This window comes from Nonomuraea sp. B19D2 (genome assembly GCF_040137845.1).
GTDB lineage: Bacteria > Actinomycetota > Actinomycetes > Streptosporangiales > Streptosporangiaceae > Nonomuraea.
In genome coordinates this window covers 114,646-130,070 of sequence record NZ_JBEFAK010000001.1, presented here as the reverse complement: position 1 = coordinate 130,070, position 15,425 = coordinate 114,646, and the positions used below count along the sequence as shown (strand labels likewise).

Here is a 15,425-nt window from a genome sequence, read left to right as displayed (position 1 = left end):
CGAGACCTCACTTGGGCTGGAAGCGGATGCCGCCGTCGAAGCGGATGACCTCGGCGTTCATGTAGTCGTTCTCGATCAACGACCGCACCAGGTGCGCGAACTCGTCGGGCCGCCCCATGCGCTTGGGGAACACCACCGGCGCCACCAGCTTGGCCTTGAACTCCTCCGCGTTGTCCGAGAAGCCGTAGATCGGGGTGTCGATGATGCCCGGGCAGATCGTGTTCACCCGTACGCCGATCGCGGCCAGGTCGCGCGCCGCGGGCACCGTCATGCCCACGATGCCGCCCTTGGATGCCGAGTACGCGAGCTGCCCCGTCTGGCCCTCCAGCGCCGCCACGGAGGCCGTGTTGATCACCACGCCCCGCTGCCCGTCCTCGTCGGCCGGCTCGGTCTTGGCGATCGCGGCGGCGGCGATGCGCATGAGGTTGAACGTGCCGATCAAATTGACCTCGATGACCTTGCGGTAGGAGGCCGGGTTGTGCGGGCTGCCGTCGCGGTTGACCGTGCGCTCGGCCCAGCCGATGCCGGCGCTGTTGACCACCACGCGCAGCGGCTTGCCGGTGGCCACGGCGGCGTCCACGGCCGCCTGCACCTGGTCGTCGTCCGACACGTCGGTCTTGACGAACACCCCGCCGATCTCGTCGGCGACGGCCTTGCCGCGCTCCTCGTTGAGGTCGGCGACGACCACGGTGGCGCCCGCGCGGGCCAGCTCGCGCGACGTGGCCTCACCGAGGCCGCTGGCACCGCCGGAGATGATTGCTGCAGATCCGTTCACGTCCATATCCCGGACCTTAACCCGCAGACCGAATGAAGTTCTACTCGGGGTGCGGTCAAATCTCGCCCACGGCGCTGTCGACGTCGGAGTACACCTTGATGCGCCGGTCGAGACCCGTCGTACGCAGAATACGCGCCACGGGCGCCTGGGGAGCCGCCAGGGACACGCCGCCGCCCTCGCCCGTCGCCAGCCGCCAGGCCTCGATCAGCACCGACAGCCCGCTGGAGTCCATGAACGACAACTGCTGCAGATCGAGCACGAGCTTGGCGCTGTCCTGCTTGATGGCGTCACGCACCTCGTCGCGCAGGAACGGTGCGGTGAACAGATCGAGCTCTCCCTCAACGGCCACCACCACGGCATCGCCAAGAGCGTGTCGCGCAAGCCGCAGCTTCATTTGGCCCCTCCTCGATGAGCCACTGTACTTCGACATCCCCGGGTACTGGGCATGCACAAACTACGAAGATGTGGACGAGACACCAGAAAGCGGCCTCATACCGCAGGGATGGCGAACCCGTACGGAAGCTCCAACCGGTGCTCGGCCAGCAATTCTGTGTCCGCGAGCAGGTCACGCGTGGGGCCGTCGGCCGCGATCACGCCGCCGGAAAGGATCAGCGAGCGTCCACACAATTCCAGCGCGTACGGCAGGTCGTGCGTGACCATGAGCACCGTCACGTCGAGGGAGCGCAGGATCTCGGCCAGCTCCCTGCGGGCGGCCGGGTCCAGGTTGGACGAGGGCTCGTCGAGCACCAGGATCTCCGGTGACATGGCCAGCACCGTCGCCACCGCCACCCTGCGCCGCTGGCCGAACGACAGGTGGTGCGGCGGCCGGTCGATGGCCTCCAGCATGCCGACCCGCTCCAGCGCGTCCTTGACGACGCGGTCGAGGTCCTCGCCGCGCACGCCCGCGTTGGCCGGGCCGAAGGCGACGTCGTCCCTGACCGTGGGCATGAAGAGCTGGTCGTCCGGATCCTGGAAGACCAGGCCGACGCGCTGCCTGACCTCCTTGAGCGTGTCCTTGCGCAACGGGGTGCCTGCCACGGTGACGCTTCCGTGACCGGGGGTGAGAATGCCGTTGAGGTGCATGACGAGGGTGGTCTTGCCGGCGCCGTTCGGGCCGAGCAGGGCCACGCGCTCGCCGCGGCCGATCGACAGGTCCACGCCGAACAACGCCTGCGTGCCGTCGGGATAGGCGTAGGCGAGCTGCCTGACTTCGAGAGAGTTCACCACGAGAGTCCCCATACTGCGAGGGCCATGGCCGGGAGGGCGAGAGCAATGCCCCATTGGCGGGCCGATGCCGAAATATCTTGAATAATCGGCATCCGCCCCGAGTATCCCCGGCTGAGCATCGCGAGATGAACGCGCTCGCCCCGCTCGTACGACCGGATGAACAGCGCCCCGGCGGACCGGGCGATCACCGGGATCTGCTGGAAGTTGCGCGCCTCGAACCCCCGGGACTCCCGAGCCACCCGCATCCGCCGCATCTCCTCCACGATCACGTCCATATACCTCAGCATGAACATGGCGATCTGCACCAGCAGGCTCGGCAGCCGGAGCCGCTGTGCCCCGATGAGGATCACCCGCGGCTCGGTGGTGGCCGCGAGCAGGATGGAGGCGAACACACCGAGCGTGGCCTTGGCCAGGATGTTCCAGGCCGCCCAGAGCCCGGGCACGCTCAGCGACACCCCCAGGACGCTGGTCCGCTCCCCCAGCCCGATGACCGGGATGAGGAACGCGAACAGCACGAAGGGCACCTCGATCACCATCCGCCGCAGGACGTATGTCATCGGCACCTTCGCCGCCACCGCCACGATCCCCAGCAGAGCGGCGTACACCGCGAACGCCCAGAACCGCTCGCGCGGCGTGGCCACCACGACGATGGCGAAAGTGAAGACGGCCAGCAGCTTGCACTGCGGCGGCAGCCGGTGCACGACCGAGTCGCCCGGCAGGTAGAGCTGGTGATGGTGCCCCGCGCCCACGGGTCAGGCCTCGACCTTGGCACGGCTCCGCGCGGCGTGGGCCACGGCCCCGGCGATGAGCAGCACCAGCCCGACGCCGATGATCCCGGCCACGCCGACGGGGATGCCGCCCACCTCGCCGTAGTCGGCCAGTCCCCACGTCACCAGGTGGTCGCTCGCCTGCGAGAGGAAGCCCTTGTTCTCCGCGACCGCCTCCAGCCCGTCAGGCGAGGAGGAGGCGAAGAACGACACGACCCCGGCCAGCACCAGCGTCAGGCCGATCCCCCCGAGCAGGAACGGCTTGAGCCTGCCGGGCGCGGCCGCCGGCTCCCGCTCGCCGGCGGCGGTGGTCGTCGTCGCCCCCTCGGCCCCGCGCAGGACCAGCGGCCTGGCCAGGCCGCGGGCGCCGTGCACGAGGTCGGGCCGGACCGCGAGGACCGCGCCGACCGTCACCGCGGTGATCAGCGCCTCGCCGATCCCGATCAGCACGTGCACGCCGCCCATGGCCGCCGCCACCGCGCCCACCTCGATCGGCGCGGTCCCACCGACCCAGAACAGCAGCGAGAACACCAGCGCGGACGTGGGCACCGAGACCAGCGCGCCCAGGAACGCCGCCACCACGACCTTGCCTCTGGCCACCCTCGTCACCAGCCGGAAGATCCCCCACCCGACCAGCACGGTGACGATGCCCATGATCGTGATGTTGATGCCGAGCGCGGTCAGCCCGCCGTCCGCGAAGAACACACCCTGCACGAGCAGGACCACGGCCATGCACAACACGCCTGTGTACGGCCCGACGAGTATCGCCGCCAGCGCCCCGCCCAGCAGGTGACCGCTGGTGCCGGCGGCGACGGGGAAGTTGAGCATCTGGACGGCGAAGATGAAGGCCGCGACGAGCCCGGCCATGGGTGCGGTCCTGTCGTCGAGCTCGCGCCGCGCCCCGCGCAGGCAGACTGCGACGCCGGCCGCCGCCACGACGCCGGCCGACACGGATGTCGCCGCGTTGAAGAAGCCATCGGGTACGTGCACGGCAAACCTCCTGCAAGAGCCAAACGACCCTACTTTAGGACATCGTCTTGCACCTGCACATAGATGGCAATTAGCGCATGATCCTTCTGATGATCGTCCGCGCCGTCAGCCGCCGCACCACCGTGCTCAGCCGCCCCTTCCCCGAGGTCGCGTACGGCCGCACGGTCCTGAGCAGGCCCGCACCCCACCATATGCGCGGCGCCGCGACCATCTCGGCGTCGGTCTCGATCCTGAACCGCGCGGGCGGCCCGCCGAGATCGAGCTCCAGGTACGCGTCCCAGGTCCCTGGCGGCAACAGGCCGACCGCGACCCTGGCCGCGAAGCCCCCTCCGGGCAGCGCCAGCACGCGCTCGGTCCGCTCACACCCGGTGCGCCGCTCGCGCCAGACGATCTGCTTGACCGCCGAGGCCGCCGGAGCGGTGCCGACGACGCTGAGCTCTCCGTCGATGACCAGCCGGTGCCCCAGCGCCCATCTCGTCCTGATGAGGCGCGCCGTGCCGGGCACCGCGACCACATGGCCGCCGACGTCGATGCTGAGATTGCCGTTGTCCCTGGTGAAGTACGGCAGGGCCACCACGCCGCCGATCAGCCGGGGCGGCGGGAGGCCGGCGCCGCTGTCGCGCTCGGCCCCGAGCCTGCCGAACCGCACCACGCCCTCGATCTCGACCGCCACCCGCAGATCCCAGATCCCCGAGGCGAGCGCGGAGACGTCCACCCGGACGGTGAACTCGCCCCCCTTCCGCTCGGCCGGGACGACGATCTCGGCGGCCGGGTCGTGCCGCGAGCGCAGCACCACGGCCAGGCCGTCGTCCCTGCTGATGCCGTCCAGCCGGGCGGATCCCGTCACCACCAGGCGGTCGCCGTCCCAGCGCAGCCCGGTCAGCCTGCGCCGCACGGTGGCGCTCTCGATGCGGGCCAGGCGCACCAGGCGGTCGATGTCCTCGAGCGCGGTCGCCCGCTGCCTGTCGATGCTGTTGAGCAGTTCGTGCACCCCGGGCGTGTACCACTCGTCGCAGAGGGCGGCCACCTCCCGGGCGATGTCCTTGCGCCGCACGTCGTCGCTCTCCAGGAACACCGCCCCGAGCTGGGCGAACGCGTCGAGCCTGAAGTGCCTGCGCAGCAGGTGGTCGCGGAGCGGGCCGGGCTCGACATGCTCGGCCATCAGCCGGATCGGCCGCCTGATCATGGCCAGCCAGGCCAGCGGGTCCCTGCTGTTCTTCTGCTGCATGATGCTGCTGCCGTCCGGCCTGGACACGAGGTGGTAGCAGTCGTAGTCGGCCACCACGGAGATGACCCCGGCGTGGCAGTAGGCGTGGACGGTGAAGACGATGTCCTCGCCGACGAGCATGCCCTCGCCGAACCTGATGCCGTGGCGCTCGAGCAGGTCCCTCCTGAACAGCTTGAAGCAGCACAGGCTGTTGTAGACGTTGCTGTCGCCGAGGGTCACGCGGTCGGCGCTGTGCTGGAACATCGACACCGGCGCCCGCCGGCCGTGCCCCACGATCTTGCCGAGGACGATGTCGGAGCCGTTCCTGTCGGCCATGGCGACCATGCGTTCCAGCGCCTCGGGACCGAGGTAGTCGTCGGCGTCGCAGAAGAACACGTACCGGCCGGTGGCGTGCTCGATGCCGACGTTGCGCGGCCGGCCCGCGCCGCCGCTGCTCTCGATGTGGACGACCTTGACGCTGTCCTTGTGGTAGGCGGCGTAGAGGTCGAGGAGCTCGCCGCTGCCGTCCGTGGAGCCGTCGTCGACGACGATGAGCTCCTTCTTCACGCGCTGCACGAGCGCGGAGGTGAGGCATCTGTCGAGGTATGCCCGGCAGTTGTGCGCGGGGATCACGACGCTCACGTCAACCGCGTCGTCATCGTTCCCCGTTGCCGACATCGCCACCACCGCCGCCTGAGTCACGTTGTGCTGCTAGTTGGTTTCAGTATGTGACGGGCAGAGGTGTCCAGGGGGGCGGATCGGACGTCTTCCTCCCCGGCTTTTTGCCAGCAACGGAGATTTACGGCATTCCACTAATAGGTATCGAAGTACCACATTTAGTCGGAACCGAACGAGTTTCAGGGACGAGGTTTTCCTACCCGGGAATAGAAACCTCTCCACCAGGATCATTGAGCTACCCCCGGCCGCCGGCGGGTGATCCGCTCCTGAGAGTTGCGCGTCTACAGTTAGGCAACCTTGACCGGGAGGTGGCGGTAAATGGGATCGGATCTCCGCAGGCGGGCGGCGCACGACTCGCCCGGGCACTCTGCTGAGTTCATGGCCTCGACGGCTCGACTGAACGAGCTGCACGAGTGCTCCGCACTGCTTCGCCGTACGAGGATGCGAGCCGAAGAGATAGTGGACGAGGCGCGTGCCTTGCTGGCGGAGGCCGAGCAGCGCGGCGAGGCCGGCCGCGTCCTGGAGCTGCGCGTCCAGCTGGAGCAGGCGCGCGAGCTGTACCGCAAGGTGCTGAACGCGTATGTGACGATCTGCCACAGGATCACCGAGGAGCGCCAGGAGATCCTGCAGGAGCACATAGGGTTGTCAGGTGCGGCCTGACGGGAGTAGTGTCAGGCCATGCCTGACTGGAAGGACAAGATCCGCTGCTCTTTCTGTCACAAGAAGAGTGCGGACGTGAGCAAGTTGATTGCTGGTCCTGGTGTGCACATTTGCGACCAATGCATAGGGCTGTGCAATGAAATCCTCGAAGAGGAACAACTCGTCTCCTCCACCGAGCCCCGGCTGCCGATGTGGGAGTCGATGACCGAAGAGCAAATACTCGACCACCTTCCGAAAATCGCCGCCGTACAAGCACAGGTGGACGACAACCTGCGCGACTGGGTGGCGCACCTGCGCACCCGGGAAGTCAGCTGGGAGCGCATCGGCGCCTCGCTCGGCATGACGCGGCAGTCCGCGTGGGAACGTTTCAGGACCGAGACCTGATCCGTGAACCGTTGAGGCGCCTGGGACGTCCTATAACCAGGGAGGCCCAACATGCGCGCGCCAGACGGTCTCGCGGCGCCCGATCTTGAGGAGCTCCACCTGGAGCTGGTTCTCATCCTGGCGCTGCACGAAGAGGCAGAAAAGCGGGCTCCAGCTCCCCGGGCCGCACCCGGGGAGCTGGAGCAGGGGGACGGATAAGAGCGCTTTCCGAACGCCTCATAGGATTACCGACCATGCTGCGTTGCGCCGTGCTTGACGACTATCAGGGAGTGGCTCTCCGCCTGGCCGACTGGTCGAGAGTGCGGGCGACGAGCTTCCGCGACCACTTCGCCGGCCAGGACGAGCTCGTGGCCGCCATCCACGACTGCGAGATCGTGGTCGCCATGCGGGAGCGCACGCCGTTCCCGGCCGAGGTGCTCGACCGGCTGCCCAACCTCCGGCTGCTCATCACCACGGGCATGCGCAACGCCTCCATCGACCTGGACGCGGCGCGGGCGCGTGGCGTCACGGTCTGCGGCACGGGCAGCAGCTCGACCCCGCCGGTCGAGCTGACCTGGGCCCTGATCCTCGGCCTCACCCGCCACCTGCTGCCGGAGGCGACGGCCCTCCGCACGGGCGGCCCCTGGCAGAGCACCCTGGGCACGGATCTGCACGGCCGCACGCTCGGACTGCTGGGGCTCGGCAAGATCGGGACCCGGATGGCGGAGATCGGCCAGGCGTTCGGCATGGACGTCGTGGCGTGGAGCCGGCACTTGACCCAGGAACGCACGGACGCCCTCGGCGTGCGGCTCGCCCCAGGCAAGGAGGCGCTGCTGTCCGAGGCCGACATCGTCTCCATCCACCTCGTGCTGAGCGACCGGACGCGCGGCCTGATCGGGGAGCGGGAGCTGTCGTTGATGCGGCCGGGCGCGTACCTGGTGAACACCTCGCGGGCGGGGATCGTCGACCAGGCGGCGCTGGTGGCGGCGCTGAAGGCGGGGCGGATCGCGGGGGCCGGGCTGGACGTGTTCGAGACCGAGCCGCTGCCCGCCAGCCACGAGCTGCGCACGCTGCCCAACGTGCTGGCCACGCCGCACCTGGGGTACGTGACGGAGCTGAACTACCGCACATTCTTCCGCGGGGCCGTCGAGGACATCGACGCCTTCCTCGACGGCGCCCCCATCCGCCGCCTTCAGTGAACCTTGCTCCTGGCGCCTTCACCGAGTCTTGCCCCTGGCGCCTTCAGTGAGTCTTGCCCCTGGCCCTGAAGGCCGCCGTCTTGACGCGGTTCTGGCAGGCCGTGGAGCAGAACCTGCGGGTGCCGTTGCGTGACACGTCCACGTAGACGCGGTCGCAGTGCGGCGCCGTACAGACTCCCAGGCGGTCGCTGAACTCGCTGCCCAGCACGATCGCGAGCCCGGTGGCGCAGCTCGCCCCCCAGTCGCCCGCCATGGTGCCGCCGCGACCGTGGAAGTGCAGGTGCCACGGCTCGCCGTCGTGCCGCTGGAGCGTCGGCCTGGCGTGGGTCTCCTCCAGCAGGGCGTTCACCTGGGTGGCCGCGGTGTCGATGTCGCCGTCGGCCACCGCGGCGAAGACCGCTCGCAGGCGGGCGGCCACCTCGGCCAGCTCGGCGCCCTCCCGTTCGGTGACCTCTCGATGATCCGGATAGACGGCACGCAGGCCCTCGGTGGCGGCCGCGGCGGGCCTGTCCGGCGCCGGATGGGCGCGCCCCCGCTGCTCGCCTGGGGTCAGCACGTTGACGAGCGCCACCGCCGCCCTGACCACTCCATCTGTGTGACTGTTGAAATCCAATTGACCGGTTACACCTTCATGTTCTAGCTTGTAACTGCCCAAAGCATAAACGACAGTCACAAGGAGACCTTCGTGCTCACTCACGATGCCGCATCGCAGTGGATCGCGCGCTGGGACCGCCAGCAGGAGGGTTACCTGCCGGACCGCGAGGAGCGGTTCACCGCCCTGATCGACGCCGTCGAGGCGCTGGGACGACCGGACCCGGTGGTGATCGACCTGGGCTGCGGCCCCGGCTCGCTGTCCGCCCGGCTGCTCGACCGCCTCCCGAAGGCGAAGGTGATCTCGGTGGACGCCGACCCGCTGCTGCTCGGGCTCGGGCGGGCCGCGTACCCGCAGCTCACGTTCGTCTCCGCGGACCTTCGCACCGGAGGATGGACGGGACTGCTCGAGCTCGACGGGCCCGCCGACGCCGCGATCAGCACGACGGCGCTGCACTGGATCTCCCCGTCCGACCTCAAGGCGGTGTACGGAGAGGTCGCGGCCGTGCTGCGCCCGGGCGGGCTGCTGCTCAACGGCGACCACATGGACACCGACGACGCCACCCCGGCCCTCGCCCGCCTGGAGCACGCCGTTCACGACCGGGAGACGGAGCGGACGTTCGGCGTGAACCCGCCGGAGGGCTGGCGGGCCTGGTGGGACGCGGTCGAGGCGGACCCCGCCTTCGCCGAGCTCAACGAGGAACGGCGCACCACGGCCGGGGCCTCGCACCACGGCTCGGAGTCCCGGCTCCTCTCGGATCACGTCCAGGCACTCCGGGAAGCCGGTTTCTCGGAGATCGGCACGCTCTGGCAGCGGGGCAACAACCGCCTGCTGTGCGCCGTACGAGGGTGAGGCATTCGACCCCTATACACTCAACCAAGCGCTTGCTACGCTCCGCCCATGATGTCCACGGTCGTCTGGGGCACCGGCAACGTCGGCCGCGCGGCCATCCGTGCCGTCGCGGCCCACTCAGGACTGAAGCTCTCGGCCGTACTCGTCCACGACCCGGACAAGGTCGGCCGGGACGCCGGCGAGCTCGGCGGGCTCGGCCACGAGCTCGGCGTCGCGGCGACCGACGACATCGAGGCGGTGCTGGCCGCGAGCCCCCGCGCCGTCGTGTACGCGGCCTCCGGCGACCTCCGCCCCGACGAGGCGCTCGCCGACGTCACCCGGGCGATCCGGGCGGGGGCCATAGTCGTCACCCCCTCGCTGTACGCGCTCTACGACCAGCGCGGCGCCCCGCCCGAGCTGCGCGAGCCGGTGCTGGCCGCCATCGGGGACGGCGGCGGCTCGCTGTTCGTCTCAGGGATCGACCCCGGCTGGGGCAACGACGTGCTGCCGCTGCTGATCAGCGGGCTCGGCACCACCATTGACGCGATCCGCTGCCAGGAGATCTTCGACTACTCCACGTACGACCAGCCGGACTCGGTCCGCTACCTGGTCGGCATGGGCCAGCCGATGGACTACGAGCCGCCCATGATCGCGCCGACCGTCCCCACCATGGTCTGGGGCGGGCAGATACGCCTGATGGCCAGGGCGCTCGGCGTCGAGCTGGACGAGATCCGCGAGACCAGGGACCGGCGCCCGCTCGACGCCACTGTGGGCGAGTTCGAGGCGGGGACCCAGGGCGCGGTGCGGTTCGAGGTGCAGGGCATCGTCGGGGGCACGCCCCGCATCGTCATCGAGCACGTCACCCGCATCCACCCGTCCTGCGCGCCGGACTGGCCGACGCCGCCGAACGGCGTGGGCGCGCACCGGGTGATCATCGAGGGCCGCCCGCGCATCGAGGTCACGGTCGAGGCCACGGACGAGGGCGGCAACAGCTCCGCCGGCGGGAACGCCACCGCGGTCGCCCGGCTGGTGGGCGCCGTCGACTGGCTCGCCGAGGCGGAGCCAGGACTGTACGACGCGCTCGACGTCCCGCTGCACCCCGGCAGACTCGGAGGGAACCGGCCGTGAACATCGACATCCCCCAGGGCAAGGACCCGATCGCGTACGTCTGGGGCGAGATGGTGCCCGGCATCGGGATCGCCGCCTCGAAGTTCTCGATGTCGGTGTACGCCCACAGCACGCTCGGGCTGCGCGAGTTCGAGGCGGCCCGGCTGCGCATCGCCCAGATCAACGGGTGCGCCTTCTGCCTCGACTGGCGCACGGAACGCGACGGGGAGAAGGTCGAGGAGGAGTTCGCGGAGGCGGTGACGCAGTGGCGCACCACCGCCGCGTTCGACGAGCGCACCCGGCTGGCCGCCGAGTACGCCGAGCGGTACGCCCTCGACCACCACGGACTTGACGACGAGTTCTGGGCGCGGATGACCGCGCATTACAGCCAGCTCGAGATCGTGGAGCTGAGCATGTGCCTCGGCTCATGGCTGGCCTTCGGCCGCCTCAACCACGTGCTGGGCCTCGACACCGCCTGCACGCTGACCGGCGGCTCCTCACCCACACCTCAGCCCAGGAAGTGAGGACCACATGAGCAGCAACCCCTCGGGCGGCATCTCCCGCCGCGGATTCCTCGCCGGAGCCGGTTCCGTCCTGGGGGTGGCGGCCCTCGGCGAGCCCGCCGCCGCGGCGGCCCCGATCGCGAGCGGGGCCCACGTCCAGGTGCTGGTGATCGGCACCGGGTACGGCGGCTCCGTCGCCGCCCTCCGCCTGGCCCAGGCGGGCGTGGACGTGCACATGGTCGAGATGGGCATGGCCTGGGACACCCCCGGCTCCGACGGCAGGATCTTCTGCAACACGCGCGCGCCCGACTACCGCTCCTACTGGCTCCGTACGAGGACGAAGGCCCCGCTCAACTACTTCCTCGGCTTCCCCATCGACCGGGACATCCCCCGCTACACCGGGATCCTGGACGCGGAGGACTTCAGCGGCATCACGGTCTACCAGGGCCGCGGCGTCGGCGGCGGCTCGCTGGTGAACGGCGGCATGGCGGTCACCCCGAAACGCGCCAACTTCGCCGCCGTCCTCCCTTCCGTGAACCCCGCGGAAATGTACGACACTTACTACCCCCGCGCGAACGCCGCCCTCGGCACCGCCACGGTGGACCCGGCCTGGTTCGACTCCACCGACTGCTACCAATACGCCCGCGTCGGCCGCAAGCACGCCCAGCGCTCCGGCTTCCCGTTCGTCTTCGTGCCCGACGTGTACGACTGGGACTACATGAAGCAGGAAGCCGCGGGAACGGTCACCAGGTCCGCGCTGGCCGGCGAAATCCTCTACGGCAACAACCACGGCAAGAAATCGCTGCAGAAAACGTATCTCGCCCAGGCCAAGGCCACCGGCAGGGTCGCCATCTCGCCCCTGCACAAGGTCACCTCGGTAAGCCAGGCGACCGGCGGCGGCTACACGGTCGTCATGGACCAGCTGAACACCAATGGCGACACCACGACCACCAAGACCGTGACCGCGGACCGCGTGTTCTTCGCCGCCGGCAGCGTGGGCACCAGCAAGCTGCTGGTCAAGCTGAAGGCCACCGGCGCGCTCCCCAACCTGAACAACGAGATCGGCAAAGGCTGGGGCGACAACGGCAACGTCATGTGCGGCCGCGCCAACCACATGTGGGACCCGACCGGCGCACTCCAGTCGGCCATCCCGTGCTCCGGCATCGACAACTGGACCGCGGGCGGCGCATTCGCCGAAGTGGCCCCGCTGCCCACCGGGATCGAGACCTACGCCTCGTTCTATCTGTCGATAACCAACAACCCGAACCGCGCCCAGTTCTCCTGGAACGCCGCCACCGGCAAGGTGGATCTGAGCTGGCAGGCGTCCTGGAAACAACCGTCCATCGACATGGCCAGGACCATCTTCGACAAAATCAACGCGAAGGAGGGGACGATCTACCGTACCGACTTATTCGGCGTCTACAAGATCTGGGGCGACCACCTCACCTATCACCCGCTCGGCGGCGCGGTGCTGAACAAGGCCACCGACAATTACGGCCGCCTGACCGCCTATCCCGGCCTGTACGTCATCGACGGCGCACTGATCCCCGGCAACACTTCGGTAAACCCGTTCGTCACCATCACCGCGCTGGCCGAACGGAACATCGAAAGGATCATAGCCGCCGACCTTTGAAACAGATGACCGGCCACCACAAACCTCTTTGTCCCAAGGCCGTGCCGGCGAGGACGGCGGCGGCTCTGGATGGGGGCGAGACGCAGCTCATGCCGATCGGGGCGGGGAGCCGGTCGTGCTCGCCCCCTGCCAAGCCCTGCTTCTCGCCGATCCTTCATACCCGCGGGCAGCCCCGCGAGACAGCGCTTCGCGGGGCTGCGGTCGTCCGTCGGGACTAACCGATGCGGCTAGCGGCAATACTGGCGCTCCCAGGTTGCGCTCCGGTAGGAGTAGCAGTAATAGCAGCCATCATCTCTCCACTTGCAGTCCTGGGCCGTGGTGGTGCGGTGGTGGGCCGGCGCGCAGATGCTCGGGCTGGAGGCCTGCGCGGTGCCGGTGACAGTCCCGGTGACGAAGAGCGTGGACGCCGCCAGCGCGACGCCGAGGAGCAAACGCTTGAGCATCAGAGATCACTCCCTGAGTGAGGGCCCAACCCCGGTTCACGGGGATGACGAGAGTCGGTTCCGGGTCTCGGGATACGCCGATGCGGCGCTGGACATCACTCAGATTAATCGCGGCACCCGCCGGAATGTCCCAGCCGGCGGCAAAGCATTATTTCTGCCGCATCGCCGCATATTCGCGCCTATCCACACCACCCGCCAAACACGGTATTACGCCCAGGGCCGACGCGAGCCCTCAGTCCACACATTCATGCCGTTGACGAAATTTCGGACCGCACTTCCCTGACCGTTTCAATACAGCGCCTCGAGTACGGCAAATAACAGGAAAGGGAACTAGTCCCGGGGCTACGCTGGAGCCCATTGGGCCTGTCGTCGCATGGTCGTACATAAGGGACGCTAGGGGCAGGATAGCGACTTGTAACCAGATTGACGGCACCGCCTGACATGCTCACCTCCAGTCGGACTGCGGGCAGCGAGACGCTCGCGGGGAAGCGGGGAGAAAGCAGTTGCACGACGACCTTCGCCTGTTGGAAGCCAAGACCCTTCAGCAAACGCTAGAGCGCCGGCTGGCGGAGTTGTCAGCGAGTACGGGCATCGCCGTGGAGGTGTGGGCCCTGCCCAAGGGCGACATTCCCGATCCCGTCGCCCGTAACGTGTACGCGGCGGTGAGCGAGGCGCTGGCCAACGTCGAGCGGCACAGTGGCGCCGGTACCGTCTCGATCGCCCTCACGCTGGCAAAGAGCTGCCTGCGGCTGACGGTGAGCGATGACGGGTGCGGCTTCCCCTCTGGGACGACCGGTCGAGGGCTGAGCGCGATGAAGGCGTACTTTGCCGAAATCGGCGGGGACCTCACGGTCAACGGCGTGCCCGGCGGGGGGACCACCGTCAGCGGCATCGTCCCTCCCAGAGCGCTCAGGCGATGACTCCCTGAAGCACGCGGCCGTGGTCAGACCCCGGCGGCCAGCTTGAGGGTGATGGCGCCGAGGATGATGGCGGCGAAAGACAGCACCTTGGGCAGGGTGATCTTCTCCTTGTAGATCAGCGCGCCCAGGATGACGGTGCCGATGGAGCCCAGGCCGGTCCAGATGGTGTAGCCGACGCCCACGTCCAGCGTCTTCAGTGCCAGGCTGAGAGTGAAGATGCCGCCGCTTGCGGCCAGCAGCGTGAAGACCGAGGGCCACAGCTTCGTGAAGCCCTGGGTGGCGTTGGTGCCGAGCGCGAAGGCGATCTCGAAGACGACGGCGAGCGACAGATAGAACCAGGCCATGACGGTGTGCTCCTTCTTCGGAATGGGTGTTGGGCCGGTCAGCCGGCGACGGGCTGCTTCTTGGTGAGTTTGTCGGCGAGCTTGAGCCCCAGGACGCCGCCGATGATCAGGACGAAGGCGAGCGCCTTCCAGATGTTCATCGACTCGTGGAAGATCACGGTGCCGAGCACCACCGTGCCGACTGAGCCGATGCCTGTCCACACGGTGTAGCCGACGCCCACGTCCAGCGTTTTCAGCGCCTGGCTGAGGAAGAAGATGCCGCCGGCGGCGGCCCCTGCGGTGAGGAGGGACGGGCCGAGCTCGGTGAAGCCGTTGGTGGCGTTGGTGGCCAGGGCGAACACCACCTCGAAGACCGAGGCGATCAGCAGATAGATCCAGGCCATTGAAGCAGCTCCCTATTTGTATGTATATGCAAGTTCTTTGCGACTCGAAAGAGTATGCATGTACAAGTAAGCTTGTGTCAATCAGCCTGAATCGTCCGGCGAAGGAGACCACGTGATGTCGTCAGCCGCGCAGATCGCCCCGAGCGACATCGGGGATGCGCTCATGTGGAACCAGCTGCTGACCCTGTACGCGCACGTCGAGCACCGCCTCGGCACCGCCCTCCAGCGCCAGCACGGCCTCGGCCTGTCCGAGTACCGCGCCCTCGACCTCCTGGCCGGCGCCGACGACGGCGAACTTCGCATGCAGGACCTGGCAAGCCGCCTCGGGCTCAACCAGAGCTCGGTGACCCGCCTGGTCAGCCGGCTGAACGCCGCCGGATTCACGTACCGCGACCTGTGCCCCGACGACAAGCGGGGCGTCTACACCGTCATCACCGATGCCGGGCGCGCCCGCCACCACGAGGCGCGGACCACCTATGCGCGGATTCTGTCGGCCGCCCTGGACGAAGCCGCACAACAGAACCCGCTGATCGGCACCCTCCTGACCACCGCCCGTCCCCTGTTCTTGACCACCTCACAACCGGCCCCGCCGGAGGTCAGGACGGGCATCGACCGTCCAGAGCGCTGACGACCCCGTCGATGAACACCTGAGACTTCGGCTCGTCGGCATGCGCCACCCCGGGAAGGTGTTCTTCGCAGGGCCGCGAACAACAGGCCAGACGGTTCGGTGGTCGTCGGCACCCTCCGCCCGCAAGGACTCGTTGCCCCAGGCGACCGTGACCGGCCGCTGGAAACAGTCCGGG

Annotated in this window: 20 protein-coding genes; 10 read left to right on the top strand and 10 right to left on the bottom strand. The window is 68.6% G+C overall.

Features of this window, described 5'->3' with window-relative positions:
* Positions 1-7 precede the first annotated feature (7 nt).
* The 6 genes from ABN273_RS00715 to ABN273_RS00690 all read right to left on the bottom strand — a co-directional run bounded on the left by ABN273_RS00715 (position 8) and on the right by ABN273_RS00690 (position 5,668).
* A complete protein-coding gene (locus tag ABN273_RS00715; RefSeq protein ID WP_349446619.1) occupies positions 8-781 on the bottom strand; it encodes an SDR family NAD(P)-dependent oxidoreductase in 774 nt (257 codons plus the stop codon).
* Positions 782-830: 49 nt separating this feature from the next.
* The gene (locus tag ABN273_RS00710) at positions 831-1,169 is read right to left on the bottom strand and encodes an STAS domain-containing protein (RefSeq protein WP_091080528.1); all 339 of its coding nucleotides are present in this window, start codon (positions 1,167-1,169) and stop codon (positions 831-833) included.
* Positions 1,170-1,264: 95 nt separating this feature from the next.
* The gene (locus tag ABN273_RS00705; protein ID WP_502910898.1) at positions 1,265-2,002 is read right to left on the bottom strand and encodes an energy-coupling factor ABC transporter ATP-binding protein; all 738 of its coding nucleotides are present in this window, start codon (positions 2,000-2,002) and stop codon (positions 1,265-1,267) included.
* The gene (cbiQ, locus tag ABN273_RS00700) at positions 1,996-2,751 is read right to left on the bottom strand and encodes a cobalt ECF transporter T component CbiQ (RefSeq protein WP_349446617.1); all 756 of its coding nucleotides are present in this window, start codon (positions 2,749-2,751) and stop codon (positions 1,996-1,998) included. The genes ABN273_RS00705 and cbiQ overlap by 7 nt, the downstream gene beginning before the upstream one ends.
* 3 nt (positions 2,752-2,754) lie before the next feature.
* Positions 2,755-3,759 carry an energy-coupling factor ABC transporter permease gene (locus ABN273_RS00695; RefSeq protein WP_349446616.1) on the bottom strand — a complete coding sequence of 335 codons (1,005 nt, stop codon included), beginning with the start codon at positions 3,757-3,759 and terminating at the stop codon, positions 2,755-2,757.
* A 70-nt stretch (positions 3,760-3,829) separates the two neighbouring features.
* A complete protein-coding gene (locus tag ABN273_RS00690; RefSeq protein ID WP_349446615.1) occupies positions 3,830-5,668 on the bottom strand; it encodes a glycosyltransferase family 2 protein in 1,839 nt (612 codons plus the stop codon).
* A gap of 294 nt (positions 5,669-5,962) precedes the next feature.
* Here ABN273_RS00690 and ABN273_RS00685 point away from each other — a divergent pair, with 294 nt between their 5' ends.
* Genes ABN273_RS00685 through ABN273_RS00670 form a run of 4 tightly spaced genes read left to right on the top strand, consistent with a single transcriptional unit; the run spans position 5,963 to position 7,866 of the window.
* On the top strand, positions 5,963-6,304 hold the full coding sequence (locus tag ABN273_RS00685; protein WP_349446614.1) for a hypothetical protein: 342 nt from the start codon (positions 5,963-5,965) through the stop codon (positions 6,302-6,304).
* Positions 6,305-6,322: 18 nt separating this feature from the next.
* Positions 6,323-6,688 carry a ClpX C4-type zinc finger protein gene (locus tag ABN273_RS00680; protein WP_349446613.1) on the top strand — a complete coding sequence of 122 codons (366 nt, stop codon included), beginning with the start codon at positions 6,323-6,325 and terminating at the stop codon, positions 6,686-6,688.
* A gap of 51 nt (positions 6,689-6,739) precedes the next feature.
* Complete coding sequence (locus ABN273_RS00675) at positions 6,740-6,886, top strand: hypothetical protein (RefSeq protein ID WP_349446612.1); 147 nt, start codon at positions 6,740-6,742, stop codon at positions 6,884-6,886.
* Positions 6,887-6,921: 35 nt separating this feature from the next.
* A complete protein-coding gene (locus ABN273_RS00670; RefSeq protein ID WP_349446611.1) occupies positions 6,922-7,866 on the top strand; it encodes a D-2-hydroxyacid dehydrogenase family protein in 945 nt (314 codons plus the stop codon).
* Positions 7,867-7,909: 43 nt separating this feature from the next.
* On the opposite strand, the gene ABN273_RS00665 is transcribed toward ABN273_RS00670, so the two are convergent.
* Entirely contained in the window at positions 7,910-8,479 is a 570-nt protein-coding gene (locus ABN273_RS00665) for a CGNR zinc finger domain-containing protein (protein WP_349446610.1), read from the bottom strand.
* Between the two features lie 72 nt (positions 8,480-8,551).
* On the opposite strand from ABN273_RS00665, the gene ABN273_RS00660 reads away from it, so the two are divergent.
* Genes ABN273_RS00660 through ABN273_RS00645 form a run of 4 tightly spaced genes read left to right on the top strand, consistent with a single transcriptional unit; the run spans position 8,552 to position 12,532 of the window.
* Entirely contained in the window at positions 8,552-9,310 is a 759-nt protein-coding gene (locus ABN273_RS00660; RefSeq protein ID WP_349446609.1) for a class I SAM-dependent methyltransferase, read from the top strand.
* Between the two features lie 48 nt (positions 9,311-9,358).
* Positions 9,359-10,417, top strand: a complete 1,059-nt coding sequence (locus ABN273_RS00655; RefSeq protein WP_349446608.1) for an NAD(P)H-dependent amine dehydrogenase family protein — start codon at positions 9,359-9,361, stop codon at positions 10,415-10,417.
* Positions 10,414-10,920: a carboxymuconolactone decarboxylase family protein gene (locus tag ABN273_RS00650; protein WP_349446607.1), complete on the top strand. Its 507-nt coding sequence runs from the start codon at positions 10,414-10,416 to the stop codon at positions 10,918-10,920. The genes ABN273_RS00655 and ABN273_RS00650 overlap by 4 nt, the downstream gene beginning before the upstream one ends.
* 7 nt (positions 10,921-10,927) lie before the next feature.
* A complete protein-coding gene (locus ABN273_RS00645; protein WP_349446606.1) occupies positions 10,928-12,532 on the top strand; it encodes a GMC oxidoreductase in 1,605 nt (534 codons plus the stop codon).
* A gap of 227 nt (positions 12,533-12,759) precedes the next feature.
* Here the strand turns inward: ABN273_RS00645 and ABN273_RS00640 are convergent, their stop codons facing one another.
* A complete protein-coding gene (locus tag ABN273_RS00640; protein WP_349446605.1) occupies positions 12,760-12,975 on the bottom strand; it encodes a hypothetical protein in 216 nt (71 codons plus the stop codon).
* A 503-nt stretch (positions 12,976-13,478) separates the two neighbouring features.
* On the opposite strand from ABN273_RS00640, the gene ABN273_RS00635 reads away from it, so the two are divergent.
* A complete protein-coding gene (locus ABN273_RS00635; RefSeq protein WP_349446604.1) occupies positions 13,479-13,895 on the top strand; it encodes a sensor histidine kinase in 417 nt (138 codons plus the stop codon).
* Between the two features lie 23 nt (positions 13,896-13,918).
* Here the strand turns inward: ABN273_RS00635 and ABN273_RS00630 are convergent, their stop codons facing one another.
* Both ABN273_RS00630 and ABN273_RS00625 read right to left on the bottom strand, forming a co-directional pair.
* On the bottom strand, positions 13,919-14,239 hold the full coding sequence (locus ABN273_RS00630) for a DMT family transporter (protein ID WP_349446603.1): 321 nt from the start codon (positions 14,237-14,239) through the stop codon (positions 13,919-13,921).
* Positions 14,240-14,277: 38 nt separating this feature from the next.
* Positions 14,278-14,622, bottom strand: coding sequence for a DMT family transporter (locus ABN273_RS00625; protein ID WP_349446602.1), 345 nt, complete (start codon positions 14,620-14,622; stop codon positions 14,278-14,280).
* A gap of 115 nt (positions 14,623-14,737) precedes the next feature.
* On the opposite strand from ABN273_RS00625, the gene ABN273_RS00620 reads away from it, so the two are divergent.
* On the top strand, positions 14,738-15,250 hold the full coding sequence (locus tag ABN273_RS00620) for a MarR family winged helix-turn-helix transcriptional regulator (RefSeq protein WP_349447161.1): 513 nt from the start codon (positions 14,738-14,740) through the stop codon (positions 15,248-15,250).
* Positions 15,251-15,425: the final 175 nt, after the last annotated feature.

Bases quoted from the DNA above. Each gene is read 5' to 3' on its own strand.
- ABN273_RS00655 (WP_349446608.1), top strand. From the start codon at position 9,359: ATGATGTCCACGGTCGTCTGGGGCACCGGCAACGTCGGCCGCGCGGCC.
- ABN273_RS00645 (WP_349446606.1), top strand. From the start codon at position 10,928: ATGAGCAGCAACCCCTCGGGCGGCATCTCCCGCCGCGGATTCCTCGCC.
- ABN273_RS00710 (WP_091080528.1), bottom strand. From the start codon at position 1,169: ATGAAGCTGCGGCTTGCGCGACACGCTCTTGGCGATGCCGTGGTGGTG.
- ABN273_RS00620 (WP_349447161.1), top strand. From the start codon at position 14,738: ATGTCGTCAGCCGCGCAGATCGCCCCGAGCGACATCGGGGATGCGCTC.
- ABN273_RS00640 (WP_349446605.1), bottom strand. From the start codon at position 12,975: ATGCTCAAGCGTTTGCTCCTCGGCGTCGCGCTGGCGGCGTCCACGCTC.
- ABN273_RS00715 (WP_349446619.1), bottom strand. From the start codon at position 781: ATGGACGTGAACGGATCTGCAGCAATCATCTCCGGCGGTGCCAGCGGC.
- ABN273_RS00625 (WP_349446602.1), bottom strand. From the start codon at position 14,622: ATGGCCTGGATCTATCTGCTGATCGCCTCGGTCTTCGAGGTGGTGTTC.
- ABN273_RS00675 (WP_349446612.1), top strand. From the start codon at position 6,740: ATGCGCGCGCCAGACGGTCTCGCGGCGCCCGATCTTGAGGAGCTCCAC.
- ABN273_RS00680 (WP_349446613.1), top strand. From the start codon at position 6,323: ATGCCTGACTGGAAGGACAAGATCCGCTGCTCTTTCTGTCACAAGAAG.
- ABN273_RS00685 (WP_349446614.1), top strand. From the start codon at position 5,963: ATGGGATCGGATCTCCGCAGGCGGGCGGCGCACGACTCGCCCGGGCAC.
- ABN273_RS00670 (WP_349446611.1), top strand. From the start codon at position 6,922: ATGCTGCGTTGCGCCGTGCTTGACGACTATCAGGGAGTGGCTCTCCGC.
- ABN273_RS00630 (WP_349446603.1), bottom strand. From the start codon at position 14,239: ATGGCCTGGTTCTATCTGTCGCTCGCCGTCGTCTTCGAGATCGCCTTC.